The organism is Pseudomonas sp. P9_31 (assembly GCF_034008235.1).
In the GTDB taxonomy this organism is placed as follows: Bacteria; Pseudomonadota; Gammaproteobacteria; order Pseudomonadales; family Pseudomonadaceae; genus Aquipseudomonas.
In genome coordinates, this window is sequence record NZ_CP125375.1 from 42675 (window position 1) to 58077 (window position 15403).

Sequence of the window (15403 nt, forward strand, 5' to 3'; positions counted from 1 at the left end):
GAGGGCTCTGACGTTTCACGCGAACGTACATAATAAAGGGATTCACCGCATGAGGAAATCACTACTCGCCTTGCTCCTTCTGGCCTCGGCCGGTTTTGCGCATGGGCAAGTGCAACTCAGGGAAGGTTTCCCACAGCAATACACCGTGGTGGCAGGGGACACACTCTGGGACATTTCCGGCAAATACCTGCGTGAGCCGTGGCAGTGGCCGCAGCTTTGGCAGGCCAATCCACAGATCGAAAACCCCAATCTCATCTACCCCGGCGATACGCTGTCGCTGGTCTACGTCAACGGTCAGCCACGCCTGACCCTCAATCGCGGCGCTTCCCGGGGCACCATCAAGCTTTCGCCACGCATTCGCAGTTCGCCGATGGCCGATGCCATTCCGAGCATTCCGCTGAAATCGATCAACAGCTTTCTGCTGAGCAATCGCATCGTCGACAAGGCCGAGGATTTCGACAAGGCGCCGTACATCGTTGCCGGCGATGCCGAACGGGTGCTCAGCGGCACCGGTGATCGAATATTCGCGCGCGGCCATTTCGACCCGGCACAACCGGTGTACGGCATCTTCCGCCAGGGCAAGGTCTACACCGACCCGCAGAGCAAGGAGTTTCTGGGGATCAACGCCGACGACATCGGCGGTGGCGAGATCATTGCCACTGAAGGCGATGTCGCTACCCTGGCCTTGCAACGTACCACCCAGGAAGTGCGACTTGGCGACCGGCTGTTCAGCGGCGAAGAACGCTCGATCAATTCGACCTTCATGCCCAGTGCGCCAACAACCGAAATCGACGGCTTGATCATCGATGTGCCACGCGGGGTTACCCAGATTGGTGCGTTGGACGTCGTCACGCTGAACAAAGGACAACGCGACGGCCTGGCCGAAGGCAATGTGCTGGCGGTAATGAAAACCGGTGAAACCGTGCGTGACCGGATTACCGGTCAACCATTGAAAATCCCCGATGAGCGGGCGGGTCTGCTGATGGTTTTCCGCACCTACGACAAGCTCAGCTACGGACTGGTCCTTAACGCATCGCGTTCTTTGGCGGTGATGGACAAGGTGCGAAATCCTTAAGCCTGCTCCACAAGTTACCAACAGAGTTATCCACAGCTTATTCCCGATTCGATGGGACTTTATAACGATCAAGGATGATCCATGTCGCTGTCTGCCTGTATGCCGGTTTCCCCTGCGGAACTGGAAGCCCGTTTACGCCTGCACCGTTTGCCGGAACTCGGTCCGGCACGTTTCAAGAAGTTGCTTGAGGCCTTTGGTTCTGCCTCCAAAGCCATCAGCGCACCGGCCAGCGCGTGGCGTGCACTGGGCCTGCCCCTCGCCTGCGCAGAAGCTCGGCGCTCCAGTGAAATCCGTGATGGCGCCAGTCACGCATTGGCCTGGTTAGCGCGTCCGGGCCAGCATTTACTGATGTGGGACCAACCAGACTACCCTGCGCTGCTGGCGCAAATCAGTGATGCGCCGCCGCTGTTATTCGTTGCAGGCGATCCTGGCATTCTGGAAAAACCGCAATTGGCGATGGTTGGCAGTCGTCGCGCTTCGCGACCGGGCATGGACACTGCTGCCGCGTTTTCCCGCAGTCTGGCCGGTGCCGGTTTTGTCATTAATAGCGGTCTGGCCCTGGGCATCGATGCCGCCGCGCATCAGGCGGCTCTGGACGTTGGCGGACAAACGGTCGGTGTGCTTGGCACGGGGCTTGAAAATTTTTATCCACAGCGCAATCGTCGACTGGCGGACGCCATGATCGCTTCCGGAAGCGCGGTACTTTCAGAGTTCCCGCTGGACGCTGGCCCTTCCCCCAGCAATTTTCCCCGGCGCAATCGAATCATCAGTGGTTTGTCCCTTGGGGTACTGGTGGTCGAGGCGAGCGTTGCCAGCGGTTCGTTGATCACGGCGAGGCTGGCGGCGGAACAGGGGCGCGAGGTGTATGCGATTCCTGGGTCGATCCACCACCCCGGCGCAAAGGGTTGTCATCAGTTGATCCGCGATGGTGCGGTGCTGGTGGAGACCATCGAGCATATCCTCGAAGCCTTGCGCGGCTGGCAACGGCTGCCGTTATCCACAGAAGCGCCGACGGTGACCCATCCGCTGCTCCTGTTGCTCCACGCGGCGCCCCATACCAGCGAAGCCTTGGCGATCACCAGTGGCTGGGCGTTGTCGAAAGTGCTGGCCGCGCTGACTGAACTGGAAATGGATGGCCGTGCGGTCTGCGAAAGCGGTCGATGGTTTGCGCGGGTAAACTAGGTTTTACATGGAAGATCGGTAAACTGCGCAGAGCCTTATTCCGGAGAGTCTTTCATGGTTAACAGTTGGCGTGTGCAACAAGCCGCACGAGAAATTCGCGCCGGGGCGGTCATTGCCTACCCAACCGAAGCTGTCTGGGGCTTGGGTTGCGACCCGTGGGATGAAGAGGCGGTGGATCGTTTGCTGCTGATCAAGGGACGGTCTGTGGATAAAGGCCTGATTCTGGTGGCCGACAACATTCGTCAGTTCGATTTTCTCTTCGAAGACTTCCCGGAATTGTGGATGGACCGCATGGCCAGCACCTGGCCGGGTCCCAACACCTGGCTGGTGCCCCATCAGAATCTGTTGCCCCAGTGGATTACCGGTGTGCATGAAACGGTAGCGTTGCGGGTTAGCGATCACCCATTGGTGCGGGATTTGTGTGCGCTGGTCGGGCCGCTGGTGTCGACCTCGGCTAACCCTCAGGGGCGGCCGGCGGCGCGGACGCGGATACGCGTGGAGCAGTATTTCCGTGGGCAGGTTGATTGGGTGTTGGGTGGCAATCTGGGTGGGCGCAAGAATCCGAGCGTGATTCGCGATCTGGCGACCGGCCACGTGGTGCGCCCGGATTAGACCGCAGCGCTGCCAATCGCGAGCAGGCTCGCTCCCACATTAGGTCTCCACTGGACATGGATCTTGTGTTCAACAAAGATCCACTGTGGGAGCGAGCCCTGCTCGCGAAGGCGTCCGTCAAGGCAACAAAACGGTCGAGCCCGTGGTGCGCCGCGCTGACAATTCGGTCTGCGCTTTCGCCGCTTCAGCCAATGGATAGCGCTGACTGATGTCCACCTTCAGCTTGCCGCTGATGATCATCTCGAACAGCGCATCGGCCATGCGTTGCAGGTTTTGCGCGTTGTTGGCGTAGGTCGCCAGGGTCGGCCGGGTCACGTACAGCGAGCCCTTCGCCGCGAGAATCCCCAGATTCACGCCATCGACTGCGCCTGAAGCATTGCCAAAACTCACCACCAGCCCCCGAGGCGCGACGCTGTCGAGCGACGTCAGCCAGGTATCTTTGCCTACACCGTCGTACACCACCGGGACTTTTTTACCGTCAGTCAATTCCAGCACCCGTTGTGCGACGTTTTCATGGCTGTAATCGATGGTCGCCCAGGCACCATTGGCTTTCGCCAGGGCGGCTTTCTCCGCTGAGCTGACCGTGCCGATCACCTTCACACCCAAGGCCTTGGCCCATTGGCAGGCCAGGGAACCGACGCCTCCGGCTGCTGCGTGGAACAGGATGGTTTCGCCACCCTTGAGTTCATACGTTTGACGCAGCAGATACTGCACGGTCAGGCCCTTGAGCATCACGCCGGCGGCCTGTTCGAAGCTGATGGCGTCCGGCAAGTGCACCAGGTTGTCTTGCGGCAATACATGAACATCGCTGTAGGCGCCCAACGGGCCGCTGCCGTAGGCCACGCGATCACCAACCTTGAAGCGGGTGACTTCGCTACCGACCGCTTCGACTACGCCCGCACCCTCTGCGCCCAGGCCCGATGGCAGGGCTGGCGGCGCATACAGGCCACTGCGGTAATAGGTGTCGATGAAGTTCAAGCCGATGGCCTTGTTGGTCACGCGTACCTGTTGCGGGCCGGGCTCGGCGGGTTGGTAGTCCACGTATTCGAGCACTTCGGGGCCGCCATGGGCGCGGAACTGGATACGCTTTGCCATTTGCACTCTCCTTAGGTCTTGGCTTCTAGAGTTGTAGCGTCAAGCGCCCTATCGAACTCCCAAGCTTGACCTTCGTCAACTGCGGCACGCTCGCCTGCGATGTTATGCTACGGGCCCATTTGCGCCGGCCCCCCGCTCCGATGGAGCGCCGCGTAGCTTTGCCCGATTCAAGGTGATGACATGACGACCCGCACCGAGGCCGTAAAAGCCTACCTGCTCGACCTGCAAGACCGCATTTGCGCTGCCCTGGAAGCTGAAGACGGCGGCGCGGACTTCGTCGAAGACGCCTGGACCCGCCCTGCCGGTGGTGGCGGTCGCACCCGGGTGATCGAAAACGGCGCGGTCATCGAAAAGGGCGGCGTCAACTTCTCCCACGTCTTTGGTAGCGGTCTCCCACCCTCCGCCAGTGCTCATCGGCCAGAACTGGCCGGCCGAGGCTTCGAAGCCTTGGGCGTGTCTTTGGTGATTCACCCGCACAACCCGCATGTACCGACGTCCCACGCCAATGTGCGTTTTTTCATCGCCGAAAAAGAAGGTGAAGAGCCGGTCTGGTGGTTCGGTGGCGGCTTTGACCTGACCCCTTATTACGGCAATGAAGAAGACTGCGTGCACTGGCACCGCGTCGCCGAACAGGCCTGCGCGCCGTTCGGCCCGGACGTCTACCCACGCTACAAGGCCTGGTGCGACAGCTATTTCCACATCAAGCATCGCCACGAGCCACGGGGCATCGGTGGCCTGTTTTTCGATGACTTGAACGAGTGGGATTTCGACACCAGCTTCGCCTTCATGCGTGCCATTGGCGATGCGTTCATCGACGCGTACCTACCGATCGTGCAACGCCGCAAAAACGATGCGTTCACCGCCAAACAGCGTGAATTCCAGGAATTTCGCCGTGGCCGTTACGTTGAGTTCAACCTGGTCTACGACCGTGGCACGCTGTTCGGCCTGCAATCGGGCGGGCGTACAGAATCGATCCTGATGTCGCTGCCACCGCAGGTGCGCTGGGCCTACGACTGGAAGGCCGAGCCGGGCAGTGAAGAAGCGCGCCTGACCGAGTACTTCCTGCAAGACCGCGATTGGTTGGCCAAGGCCTGAACGAGGAATTCTGATGGACCGTTACGTCGTATTCGGTAACCCGATTGGCCACAGCAAGTCGCCACTGATCCACCGTTTGTTCGCCGAGCAGACGGGGCAAAAACTGGACTACAGCACTTTGCTGGCGCCCCTGGATGATTTTTCCGGCTGTGCCCAGGCATTTTTCCGCGAAGGGCGTGGGGCGAATGTGACGGTGCCGTTCAAGGAAGACGCCTATCGTTTGGCGAACAGTTTGACCAAGCGGGCGCAGCGAGCCGGCGCGGTGAATACCCTGAGCAAGCTGGCCGATGGCAGTCTGCTGGGTGACAACACCGATGGCGCCGGTCTGGTGCGGGACCTGACGGTCAACGCCGGATTCAGCCTTGCGGGAAAACGCATCCTGCTGCTCGGGGCCGGCGGTGCGGTGCGCGGTGCGCTGGAGCCATTGCTGGCAGAGCAACCGGCGTCAGTGATCATCGCCAACCGTACGGTGGAAAAAGCCGAATTGCTGGCGGAGTTGTTCGCTGACCTGGGGCCGGTGTCGGCCAGTGGTTTCGATTGGCTGCAGGAACCGGTGGACCTGATTATCAACGCCACGTCCGCCAGTCTGTCAGGCGATGTACCGCCGATTGCCAGCAGTTTGATCGAACCGGGCAAGACGGTTTGCTACGACATGATGTACGGCAAAGACCCGACCTCGTTCTGCCGCTGGGCAAGCGAGCACGGCGCGGCGGTGGCGATGGATGGCTTGGGCATGTTGGCCGAGCAGGCGGCAGAAGCTTTCTATCTGTGGCGCGGTGTGCGCCCGGACACAGCGCCAGTGCTGGCCGAACTCCGCCGCCAGCTCGCGCTCTAGCTTTTGTGGCGAGGGAGCTTGCTCCCGCTCGGGTGCGAAGCGCCCGCAGATTTTAGGGCTGCTTCGCAACCCAGCGGGAGCAAGCTCCCTCGCCACAGGTTATGCCGTTGCCTCAACGCCGGTGTTTCAATCTTCGAACCGAATCGGGCATTTCTCCGCGCCTTCGAGCTTCCTCAATTCCTCCACCACCTGCGGTCGTGCCCGTCGCAGGGTCAGGCTGCGATTCTGGCGCAGCAGCCGTCGCGCCTCTTGATGCAGCATTTCCACCCCTGAATAATCGATGAAGTTGATCTGCTGCGCCTCGATCACTACCCGCGCGCCGTGCATCCGTTGCAAACGCACTTGCAGGTAATGGCTGGCGCCGAAAAAGATCGAACCGCCGACTCTCAGAATGTCTTCGTCGCCCTCACGCCAGTGTTGTACCCGTGGCTGCGAGGTGCGTTTGAGGTAGAAGAACAGCGAGGCGAGCACCCCGGCGTAGATCGCCGTTTGCAACTCCAGCAACAGCGTGGCGACACAGGTCAGGGCCATGACCAAAAACTCGGCACGGCTGACCCGCAACAAGGCGCGAATGCCGCGATGGTCCACCAGTCCCCAGGCGATCAACAAAATACTGCCGGCCATGGCCGGGATCGGAATGTGGGCGATCAACACTGCACCGAAGATAGCGAACAGTGCCACCCACAACGCCGAAAAAACGCCCGCCAGCGGTGAACAGGCACCGGCGTCGTAGCTCAGGCCTGAGCGGGTGAAGGAACCGGCTGACAGCGAACCGGAAAAAAACGCCCCGACCATGTTCGAGAAACCCTGGGCCCGGACTTCCTGATTGGCGTCGAGCAGCTGCTGAGAACGCGCCGACAAGGAGCGGGCAATCGACAGGCTCGTTACCAGCCCGAGCATGCCGACCGCCACCGCGCTGGGCAGCAGGCGCAACACCAGGTCCAGATCCAGCGGCAGCGGGCTGAAGGGCGGTAGCCGCCCGACAAATGCGCTGACCAACTTCACATGACCGAACATCGCTGGCCACAGCCATACCAGCAATCCGCTCAGGGCCAGAGCGATCAACAGCGTCGGCCAGCGTGGCAATAGCAGTTTCAGCGCGACGCCTATCACTACGGTTGCCAGGCCCAGCAGTAGCGAAGGCTTATCCACCTCGCTGAGATGATTGAACAACATCATCAAACTGTTCAGCGCCGTAGCCTGGTTGGGCACATCCAGCCCCAGCAGGTTTGGCAGTTGCCCAATGGCAATCACCACCGCCGCGCCGAGGGTGAAGCCCAGCACCACCGAGTGAGAGACGAAATTCACCAAGGCGCCGAAACGCAGCAAACCCAGTAACCACTGGAAAATGCCCGCAAGGAGGGTCAGAAGCAGGATCAGCGTGACATAGTCCTGCGACGCGGGAACGGCCAGAGGACTGACGCTGGCGTACAGGACGATGGAAATGGCCGCCGTAGGGCCGCAGATCAAATGCCACGACGAACCCCAGAGGCAAGCGATCAGCACCGGAATGATTGCCGCATACAAACCGTATTCCGGTGGGAGACCGGCGATCAGGGCGTAGGCAATCGATTGTGGCAGCGCGAGAATCGCGCCGCTCAGGCCCACGATCAGGTCACGTCCGACGCTGGCGCGGGTTTGCCGGGGCAACCAGGTCAGGAAGGGAAAGAGTGAATGGCGGCTGGGGAAGGCCATGGGTCCTCTCGGGCAGGGTTTTACGCAAGGGTATCAGGACCGACGCCTGTGGGAGCGAGCCTGCTCGCGATAGCGGCGTGTCATTCAACATTAATGTGACTGACAGGGCCTCATCGCGAGCAGGCTCGCTCCCACAGGGTTTAGAGCTTGGCTTTCACGGCCGGCAACGCATCCTTCCCGTCCACCGTCTTCACCCCGTCCAGCCACTTAGCCAGCACCGCCGGATTGGCCTTGATCCATGCCTTGGCCGCCTCGGCATTGCTGACCTTCTTGTTCACCACCTCGGCCATGATGCTGTTCTCCATTTCCTGGGTAAAACTCAGGTTGGTGAGCAACTTGCCGACGTTCGGGCAGGCCTGTGCATAACCTTTGCGGGTCAGTGTATAAACGCTGCCTGTGTCACCAAAGTATTTCTCGCCGCCCTTCAGATAATGCATTTTCAGCTGCACGTTCATCGGATGCGGTGTCCAGCCGAGGAAGGTCACGAACTTCTGTTTCTTCACCGCGCGGGACACTTCGGCCAGCATCGCCTGCTCGCTGGATTCGACCAGCTTCCATTGACCCATATCGAAGTCGTTCTTCTTGATGATCTCTTGCAGCGAAATGTTCGCCGGGGCGCCGGAGCCGATGCCATAGATCTTCTTGTCGACTTCTTTTGGGTGTAGCTCGGCGTACTTGTTCAAGTCGTTAAAGTTATGCACACCCGCGTCCCAAACGTAATCCGGGACCGCCAGCGTGAACTCGGTGCCGTCGAGGTTCTTCGCCAGTTGAGTCACGTCGCCGTTGGCCACGAACTTGTCGTAGAAGCCTTGTTGCGCCGGCATCCAGTTACCCAGGAACACGTCCACCTGGCCATCCTTCAGACCGCCAAAGGTGATTGGCACCGCCAGCGTGTCGACCTTGGCTTTGTAGCCCATGCCGTCCAGCAGAAACCCGGTGATGGCATTGGTTGCAGCGATGTCGCTCCAGCCAGGGTCGGCCATTTTCACCGTCTCGCAGCTTTGCTCGGCATAGGCCGAGGCACTGCCCAGAGCCAGAAGCCCGACCGTCAGTACTGTGGATAACCTTTGCATGGACTTCCCCTTAACATTATTGGTTTTGGCAGGGTTGTGGATAACGTGCTTTACGTTCCAGATCGTCGAGGTCGATGTGGTTGCGCATGTACTGCTGGCTGGCGTCCACCAGTGGCTGGTGATCCCAGCTCTTCAGCTTGCCGATGGTCAGGGCGTCGGCGACGAAACGCCGGCGTCGCTGACTGGCGAGCACCTGTTGGTGGATTGCCTGGATATCCCATTTGGCCCGCGCTTCGGCGAGAAAATCATCGAAAAGCTGCCGATATTGCGGCGAATGGCTGAGTTCTTCTTTTTCACGCGGGTCGTTATGTACGTCGAAGAGTAGGCAAGGGTCGTCTTCGCTGTAGATGAATTTGTAGGCGCCACGGCGAATCATCATCAATGGGCTGATGGTGCCTTCGGCCATGTACTCACCGAGAACTTCATCGTGACCGCCCTGCCCTTGCAGGTGCGAAACCAGCGAGCGACCGTCCAGCGGCAGCCCCGGCTCCAGTGAGCCGCCGGCCAATTCCACAAAGGTCGGCAGCAGGTCGGCGGTGGACACCGCCGCGCTGACCCGGCCAGCCCCAAATTGCCCTGGTGCACTGATTAGCAGCGGTACACGGGCAGCCATTTCGTACCAGTGCATTTTGTACCAGAGGCCGCGCTCGCCGAGCATGTCGCCGTGGTCACCGGAGAATACGATGATGGTGTCGCCGATCAGCCCGGTTTCCTCGAGTGTTTGCAGAAGTTTGCCGACGTTGCTGTCGATATAGCTGCACGCACCGAAATAGGCCCGGCGCGCATCGCGAATCTTATCCACAGGCAGCGGCTTGTCCCACAGGTCATAGACTTTGAGCAAGCGCTGGGAGTGAGGGTCGAGTTCATCCTGTGCGGGTGTTTCGGGCAAAGGGATGTCGGCGTCGTCGTACATATCCCAGAATGTTTTGGGAATCGTGTACGGATCGTGTGGGTGAGTCATCGACACGGTCAGGCAGAACGGCTGATCGCCATCCTCGCGGATGTGATCGAACAGGTATTGCTGGGCCTTGAACACCACCTCTTCGTCGAAATCCAGTTGATTGGTGCGCACGCAGGGCCCGGCTTGCAGGACCGACGACATGTTGTGGTACCAGGTCGGCCGCATGTCCGGCTCGTCCCAGTTCACGGCCCAACCGTAGTCGGCCGGGTAGATGTCGCTGGTCAGGCGTTCTTCATAGCCGTGCAACTGGTCCGGGCCGCAGAAATGCATCTTGCCTGACAGCGCGGTGCGATAACCGAGGCGCCGCAGGTAATGGGCATAGGTCGGAACATCGGCGGGGAAATCGGCCGCGTTGTCGTAGGCGCCGATCTTGCTCGGCAACTGACCGCTGACCAGGGTGAAACGTGACGGCGCGCAGAGCGGGCTGTTGCAGTACGCGGCGTCGAACACCACGCCTTCGGCGGCGAGGCGGCTGAGATTCGGCAGTTTGATGGGCGAAGGGCCGTAGAACGGCAACATTGGCGCGGCCATTTGATCGGCCATGATGAAAAGAATATTTTTGCGCTTCATGTGATCACGGCATTCCATAGTGGATATTTATGCGAGAGTGCTGTGATCGAGCATGGAGTCCATAATTCTTGTGGTAAAGCCCATGCCAGGCAATGACTAGGATAAGCACAGCTTATGTATGACGCCCTCGGTGATTTGTCCCTGGACCTGCTTCGCGCCTTCGAAGCCGCGGCCCGGCAACGCAGCTTCACCGCCGCCGCAGTGGAGCTTGGCACCACGCAACCGGCCATCAGTCAGCAGATCAAACGATTGGAAGAACAGCTCGCGACACGGTTGTTCGATCGCATCTATCGCGGTATCGAACTGACCGAGGCCGGGACGATTCTTTTCGAGCAGGTTCAGCTCGGTTTGCAGAATATCGATGCAGGATTGAACGCGATCAGTGCACAGCAACAACACGAAGTGTTGCAGGTGGCCACCGACTTCGCCTTCGCCGCCTACTGGCTGATGCCGCGCCTGCACCGCTTCCATGCCGCCAATCCCCAAGTGGACGTCAGCCTGGTCACCAGCGAACGCAGTCACAACATGCTGCGCACTGATATCGATGTAGCCGTGCTATTCGGCGATGGCCGGTTCAAGCAGGGCGAAAGCCACTGGTTGTTCAGCGAAGAAGTGTTCCCGGTGTGCAGCCCGCTGCTATTGAAGGACCGTCCCCTGCCCTTGCCGGCTCGGGCATTGCTGGAGTTTCCGCTGCTGCACCTGCGAGGCGAACACAGCAGCAACTGGTTTGACTGGAGCGGCGTGTTTCGCGAGTTGGGAATCACCTCGGCCCCAGTGCCGGGGCAACTGCGCTTCGACAACTACACCCTGCTGATTCAGGCGGCGATTGGCGGCCAAGGCGTTGCGATCGGATGGCGGCACCTTGTGGATAACTTGTTGGCGCAAGGTCTGTTGTGTCGCCCGATTGCCGACACGGTGATTTCCCGGCTGGGCTATTACGTGGTTCTGCCCCAGCGCAAACGGCGTGGGGCGTTGATTCAGCTGTTTGTAGATTGGTTGATGGCGGAACAGGCCAGCAGCGCGCAATCGCTCAATGGCCTTCCTTTGCCTTCGATTGCGGTATAAAGCGAAAAGATCGCAGCCTTCGGCAGCGCCCACAGGCGCGTAGGAGCTGCCGCAGGCTGCGATCTTTTTACGATTGCGAAGTCGCAACAAAACTCACATGCTGACCGACATGCAAGTTAAGCCATAACTCATCGGCAATCCCGACGGCAACGCGGTTCAATTGTTCCAGCGGTTCGGCCAGGCCGGTGCTGACGTGACTGAAATGCTCAAGGGTCAGCCCGGGTGCACCGCGTGGTGCATTCACCAGGGTCCAGTGCAATGGGCTGCTTTGCAGGGCCTCACGGATTTCTTCGGCGGCGTGGCGTTGCAATGGGTCTTCTATCTCCGGATCGTCCAGCACCTGGAAATCACCCACCAGAAACAGCCGGGTAATGCCCGCGGCCTGCATGCCGTCGATCAGTGCATCCACCGCCAGCACCTGCTCGACCGGGCCGGGCACAATGGTTTTTTCGATATGTTCACTGTTCATCGGCAACCCTGGCGCATCGAGCAGGCAGATCACCGCCGAACAGCCGGCCACGCTCTGCTTGACCCGCTTGGCATCGAACAGGTCGCCGGACTTGGTGCGCAATCCCGGGCGTGGCGCGAGTGCCGTCAGGTCATCGAGAATCGCGATCACTTCATGCTGGCGCCGCAGCATCTCAGCCATCAGCGCACTGCCCAGGCTACTCATGGCACCATAAAGCACTACCTTCACTACCGGGGTTTCGGCATTTTTCATGGCTGTGCTCCGAACTTCCTGCCTATATAACGTGTGACCTGCGGAGAGCGGTGTGGGTTCGACCAGGTTAAAAGGGGTTTCAGATGCAACAGATCAAGGGCTACCACGCCCATGTCTATTTCGACGCCAGCACCCTCCCGCAGGCACGGGCCTTGTGTGAGCAGGCAGAGCAATTGTTTCCACTGAAGATGGGTCGCGTGCACGAGCGCCCGGTCGGTCCCCATCCGGACTGGAGTTGCCAATTGTCTTTTGAGCCGCAATACATTGGCGAGGTGTTGCCGTGGCTGGCGCTTAACCGCAAGGGGTTGGTGGTATTCCTGCATCCGAACACAGGCGACGATCTGCTCGACCACACCGAGCATGCGATCTGGATGGGCGCGATCCGGCCGCTGAATCTGTCTGTGTTCTGATCAGAGTTGTTCCTCGGCCTCGCCGGGCAAATGTTCGTCCAGATGCAGCCAGGGCAAACGACTGTCGGTCCAGATATGCCGCTCGGCCGGCGCCTGCTCGGGATGGTCGAGGGTGGCGATGGTCACGTCGATGCTCTCGGGACTGAGCTTTGTCGTCAGCGCCAGTTGCGCCCCGCAGTTGGGGCAGAAATACCGCGTGCAAGTGGATGATGAGTCATATCGGGATGGCGTACCTGCCACCCAGGCAAATACTGAGGCGGGGACGGTGATCCAGGTGGTCACGATCCCGCCGCTGACCCGCCGGCAAATCGAGCAATGGCAGTGAGCGATATCCTGCAACGGTCCGCTGAATTGATAGCTAATTTGTCCGCAGTGGCAACCGCCGGTGTGAAGTTCGCCCATGTTTTTTCCTCCTGACCCCGTGTTTACGGGCTCTAAACTCGGCCGACGAGCGGTTGCACATTCGGTCAATGCTTTCATCCGCGAAAGCTGGCTGAAAGCTTCCCCTATTAGGATCGCCCCACTGCCGGCAACAGACCGGTTGGCCAATGCGAGTGTTTTATCGCCCGCCTGGCCCATTTAACAACAACAATGGTGATTCTGATGTCCACTCCTATCCGCCTTTTCGCTGCAACTCCGCCCGTACGTCTCGTGCTTCCCGTTCTGCGCTGACCATCCGGTTCGCCCATTTACTAGCCGCGCTACGCCTGGAGTATTCCTATGCTGACTTTCCTTGGCTTTGCCATGGTCATCACGTTCATGTTCCTGATCATGACCAAGCGCCTGTCCGCGCTGATCGCTCTGATCATCATCCCGATCATCTTCGCCCTGTTCGGCGGTTTCTCGCCGAAGATCGGCCCGATGATGCTCGAAGGCATCACCAAGCTCGCGCCGACCGGTGTGATGCTGATGTTCGCCATTCTCTACTTCGCCCTGATGATCGACTCCGGCCTGTTCGACCCGGCCGTGCGCAAGATCCTCAAACTGGTCAAGGGCGACCCGCTGAAGGTTTCGGTCGGTACCGCCGTACTGGCGCTGATCGTGTCCATGGACGGTGATGGTGCCACCACTTACATGATCTGCGTGGCCGCCATGCTGCCGCTCTACAGCCGTATCGGCATGAGCCCGCGGATCATGGCCGGCCTGATCATCCTCGCCGGTGGTGTGATGAACATGACGCCATGGGGTGGCCCGACCGCTCGTGCGGCCAGTGCGCTGCATGTGGACCCGTCCGCGATCTTCGTGCCGATGATTCCGGCGATGCTGGCTGGCGTGGTGGCGATTCTGGCGATTGCCTACGTCTACGGTAAACGCGAGCGTGCGCGTCTGGGTGAACTGCATCTGGTCGGTGATGAAATCGACCACAGCGAAATCAGCGTTTCGCAGTTCCCGGACGCCCGTCGTCCAAAGCTGATCTGGTTCAACGGCGCGCTGACCCTGGCGTTGATGGGCACCTTGATCGCCGGCCTGTTGCCGCTGCCGGTACTGTTCATGGTGGCGTTCAGTATCGCGATGATCGTCAACTATCCGTGCCTGCAACAGCAGAAGGATCGCGTTGCGGCCCACGCCGGTAGCGTGCTGGCGGTGGTCGGTTTGATCTTTGCCGCGGGCATCTTCACCGGTATCCTGACGGGCACTGGCATGGTCGACGCCATGTCGAAAAGCTTGCTGGCGGTCATCCCGGATTTCCTCGGCCCATACCTGGCCGTGATCACCGCGCTGGTGAGCATGCCGTTCACGTTCTTCATGTCGAACGATGCTTTTTATTACGGCGTATTACCGGTGCTTGCCGAAGCCGCCAGCCATTACGGTATTACCGCGGTGGAAATGGCACGTGCCTCGATCGTCGGTCAGCCCGTCCACTTGCTGAGCCCGCTGGTACCATCGACCTACCTGTTGGTGGCCCTGGCCGGTATCGAATTCGGTGACCATCAGCGGTTCACCTTGAAGTGGGCAGTGCTGGTTTGCCTGTGCATACTGGTCGCTGCTTTGCTGATGGGGATTTTCCCGCTGTTCAGCACTCTATAAGCCCAAGACTCACCATGAAGGGTCCAGGCTTTGCTGTTTGAAGCCCGGGCCCTTCGTGGTTTAACACATCCTCAAAGGAATACACATGGAATGGCTGACCAACCCTGAAATCTGGGTTGCCTTCTTCACCCTGACTGCCCTGGAGATCGTTCTGGGCATCGACAACATCATCATGATTTCGATCCTGGTCAGCCGCATGCCCAAGCACATGCAGGCACGCACCCGGATTTTCGGCCTGGCGCTGGCCATGGTCACGCGGATCCTGTTGCTGCTGTCGATTACCTGGGTCATGCGCCTCACCGCCGACCTGTTCGAAGTGTTTGGCCAGGGTATTTCCGGGCGTGACCTGATCCTGTTCTTCGGTGGTCTGTTCTTGCTGTGGAAGAGCTCGCAAGAGATGTACCACGCGCTGGAAGGTGAAGACGAAGGCGGCGACGAGCCTTCGGGCAAGGGCGGCAATTTCCTGTACACCATCATCCAGATCGCGATCATCGACATCGTGTTCTCGCTGGATTCGGTGATCACGGCGGTGGGCATGGTGTCCCACGTACCGGTCATGGTCGCGGCGATTATCGTTGCTGTGCTAGTGATGATGTGGGCTTCTGGCACCATCAGCGAGTTCATCGACAAGCACCCATCGCTGAAGATGCTGGCGCTGTCGTTCCTGCTGTTGGTCGGTACCGTGCTGATTGCCGAATCGCTCGACGTGCACTTGCCAAAAGGCTACGTCTACTTTGCCATGGCGTTCTCTCTGGCGGTAGAAGCGATCAACATCAAGATGCGCACCGCGATGGCGAGAAAGCGCAAACAGCAGGAGCCGGTGAAACTGCGCAAGGATGTTCCGGGTCAGTAACCCGAACACCCTGCGATGACAAAGGGGCCTTCGGGCCCCTTTGTCATGTCTGCATCAAACTGTTTTCATGACAGTTTTGTTTCAATCCCTTCTTTAGCTATGCGATGCTGGCGTCCAGACCGTTAGCCAACTA

At 59.7% G+C, this 15403-nt stretch carries 15 protein-coding genes; 9 read left to right on the forward strand and 6 right to left on the reverse strand.

Going from position 1 to position 15403, the window contains the following annotated elements; genetic code table 11:
- Positions 1–49 precede the first annotated feature (49 nt).
- The 3 genes from QMK51_RS00200 (at position 50) to QMK51_RS00210 (ending at position 2869) form a co-directional block, all read left to right on the forward strand.
- The gene (locus QMK51_RS00200) at positions 50–1075 is read left to right on the forward strand and encodes a LysM peptidoglycan-binding domain-containing protein (RefSeq protein ID WP_258698355.1); all 1026 of its coding nucleotides are present in this window, start codon (positions 50–52) and stop codon (positions 1073–1075) included.
- 81 nt (positions 1076–1156) lie between these two features.
- The gene (dprA, locus tag QMK51_RS00205; RefSeq protein WP_320392814.1) at positions 1157–2257 is read left to right on the forward strand and encodes a DNA-processing protein DprA; all 1101 of its coding nucleotides are present in this window, start codon (positions 1157–1159) and stop codon (positions 2255–2257) included.
- Between the two features lie 54 nt (positions 2258–2311).
- Positions 2312–2869 carry an L-threonylcarbamoyladenylate synthase gene (locus QMK51_RS00210; protein WP_223489481.1) on the forward strand — a complete coding sequence of 186 codons (558 nt, stop codon included), beginning with the start codon at positions 2312–2314 and terminating at the stop codon, positions 2867–2869.
- Positions 2870–2986: 117 nt separating this feature from the next.
- Here the strand turns inward: QMK51_RS00210 and QMK51_RS00215 are convergent, their stop codons facing one another.
- Positions 2987–3964: an NADPH:quinone reductase gene (locus QMK51_RS00215; RefSeq protein ID WP_320392815.1), complete on the reverse strand. Its 978-nt coding sequence runs from the start codon at positions 3962–3964 to the stop codon at positions 2987–2989.
- Positions 3965–4144: 180 nt separating this feature from the next.
- Here QMK51_RS00215 and hemF point away from each other — a divergent pair, with 180 nt between their 5' ends.
- Entirely contained in the window at positions 4145–5059 is a 915-nt protein-coding gene (gene hemF, locus QMK51_RS00220; RefSeq protein WP_258698358.1) for an oxygen-dependent coproporphyrinogen oxidase, read from the forward strand.
- 13 nt (positions 5060–5072) lie between these two features.
- Positions 5073–5894 carry a shikimate dehydrogenase gene (gene aroE / locus QMK51_RS00225; RefSeq protein ID WP_320392816.1) on the forward strand — a complete coding sequence of 274 codons (822 nt, stop codon included), beginning with the start codon at positions 5073–5075 and terminating at the stop codon, positions 5892–5894.
- Between the two features lie 126 nt (positions 5895–6020).
- On the opposite strand, the gene QMK51_RS00230 is transcribed toward aroE, so the two are convergent.
- The 3 genes from QMK51_RS00230 to betC form a co-directional block, all read right to left on the reverse strand.
- Positions 6021–7589 (reverse strand): SulP family inorganic anion transporter, encoded by a 1569-nt coding sequence (locus QMK51_RS00230; RefSeq protein ID WP_320392817.1) that lies wholly within the window; start codon positions 7587–7589, stop codon positions 6021–6023.
- Positions 7590–7729: 140 nt separating this feature from the next.
- Positions 7730–8662 carry a choline ABC transporter substrate-binding protein gene (gene choX, locus QMK51_RS00235; RefSeq protein WP_320392818.1) on the reverse strand — a complete coding sequence of 311 codons (933 nt, stop codon included), beginning with the start codon at positions 8660–8662 and terminating at the stop codon, positions 7730–7732.
- Between the two features lie 16 nt (positions 8663–8678).
- On the reverse strand, positions 8679–10193 hold the full coding sequence (betC, locus tag QMK51_RS00240; protein WP_320392819.1) for a choline-sulfatase: 1515 nt from the start codon (positions 10191–10193) through the stop codon (positions 8679–8681).
- Positions 10194–10307: 114 nt separating this feature from the next.
- Here betC and QMK51_RS00245 point away from each other — a divergent pair, with 114 nt between their 5' ends.
- The gene (locus tag QMK51_RS00245) at positions 10308–11258 is read left to right on the forward strand and encodes a choline sulfate utilization transcriptional regulator (RefSeq protein WP_320392820.1); all 951 of its coding nucleotides are present in this window, start codon (positions 10308–10310) and stop codon (positions 11256–11258) included.
- A gap of 67 nt (positions 11259–11325) precedes the next feature.
- Here QMK51_RS00245 and QMK51_RS00250 read toward each other — a convergent pair whose 3' ends face one another.
- Complete coding sequence (locus QMK51_RS00250) at positions 11326–11979, reverse strand: NAD(P)-dependent oxidoreductase (RefSeq protein WP_258698363.1); 654 nt, start codon at positions 11977–11979, stop codon at positions 11326–11328.
- Between the two features lie 83 nt (positions 11980–12062).
- Here QMK51_RS00250 and QMK51_RS00255 point away from each other — a divergent pair, with 83 nt between their 5' ends.
- Positions 12063–12389, forward strand: coding sequence for a DOPA 4,5-dioxygenase family protein (locus QMK51_RS00255; protein WP_320392821.1), 327 nt, complete (start codon positions 12063–12065; stop codon positions 12387–12389).
- On the opposite strand, the gene QMK51_RS00260 is transcribed toward QMK51_RS00255, so the two are convergent.
- On the reverse strand, positions 12390–12791 hold the full coding sequence (locus tag QMK51_RS00260) for a GFA family protein (RefSeq protein ID WP_320392822.1): 402 nt from the start codon (positions 12789–12791) through the stop codon (positions 12390–12392). It lies immediately after the preceding gene.
- A gap of 318 nt (positions 12792–13109) precedes the next feature.
- Between QMK51_RS00260 and QMK51_RS00265 the strand changes: the two genes are divergently transcribed.
- Together QMK51_RS00265 and QMK51_RS00270 are read left to right on the forward strand one after the other, a co-directional pair.
- Positions 13110–14417, forward strand: coding sequence for a CitMHS family transporter (locus QMK51_RS00265; protein ID WP_018927294.1), 1308 nt, complete (start codon positions 13110–13112; stop codon positions 14415–14417).
- An 85-nt stretch (positions 14418–14502) separates the two neighbouring features.
- Positions 14503–15270 carry a TerC family protein gene (locus QMK51_RS00270; protein WP_320392823.1) on the forward strand — a complete coding sequence of 256 codons (768 nt, stop codon included), beginning with the start codon at positions 14503–14505 and terminating at the stop codon, positions 15268–15270.
- Positions 15271–15403 lie beyond the last annotated feature (133 nt).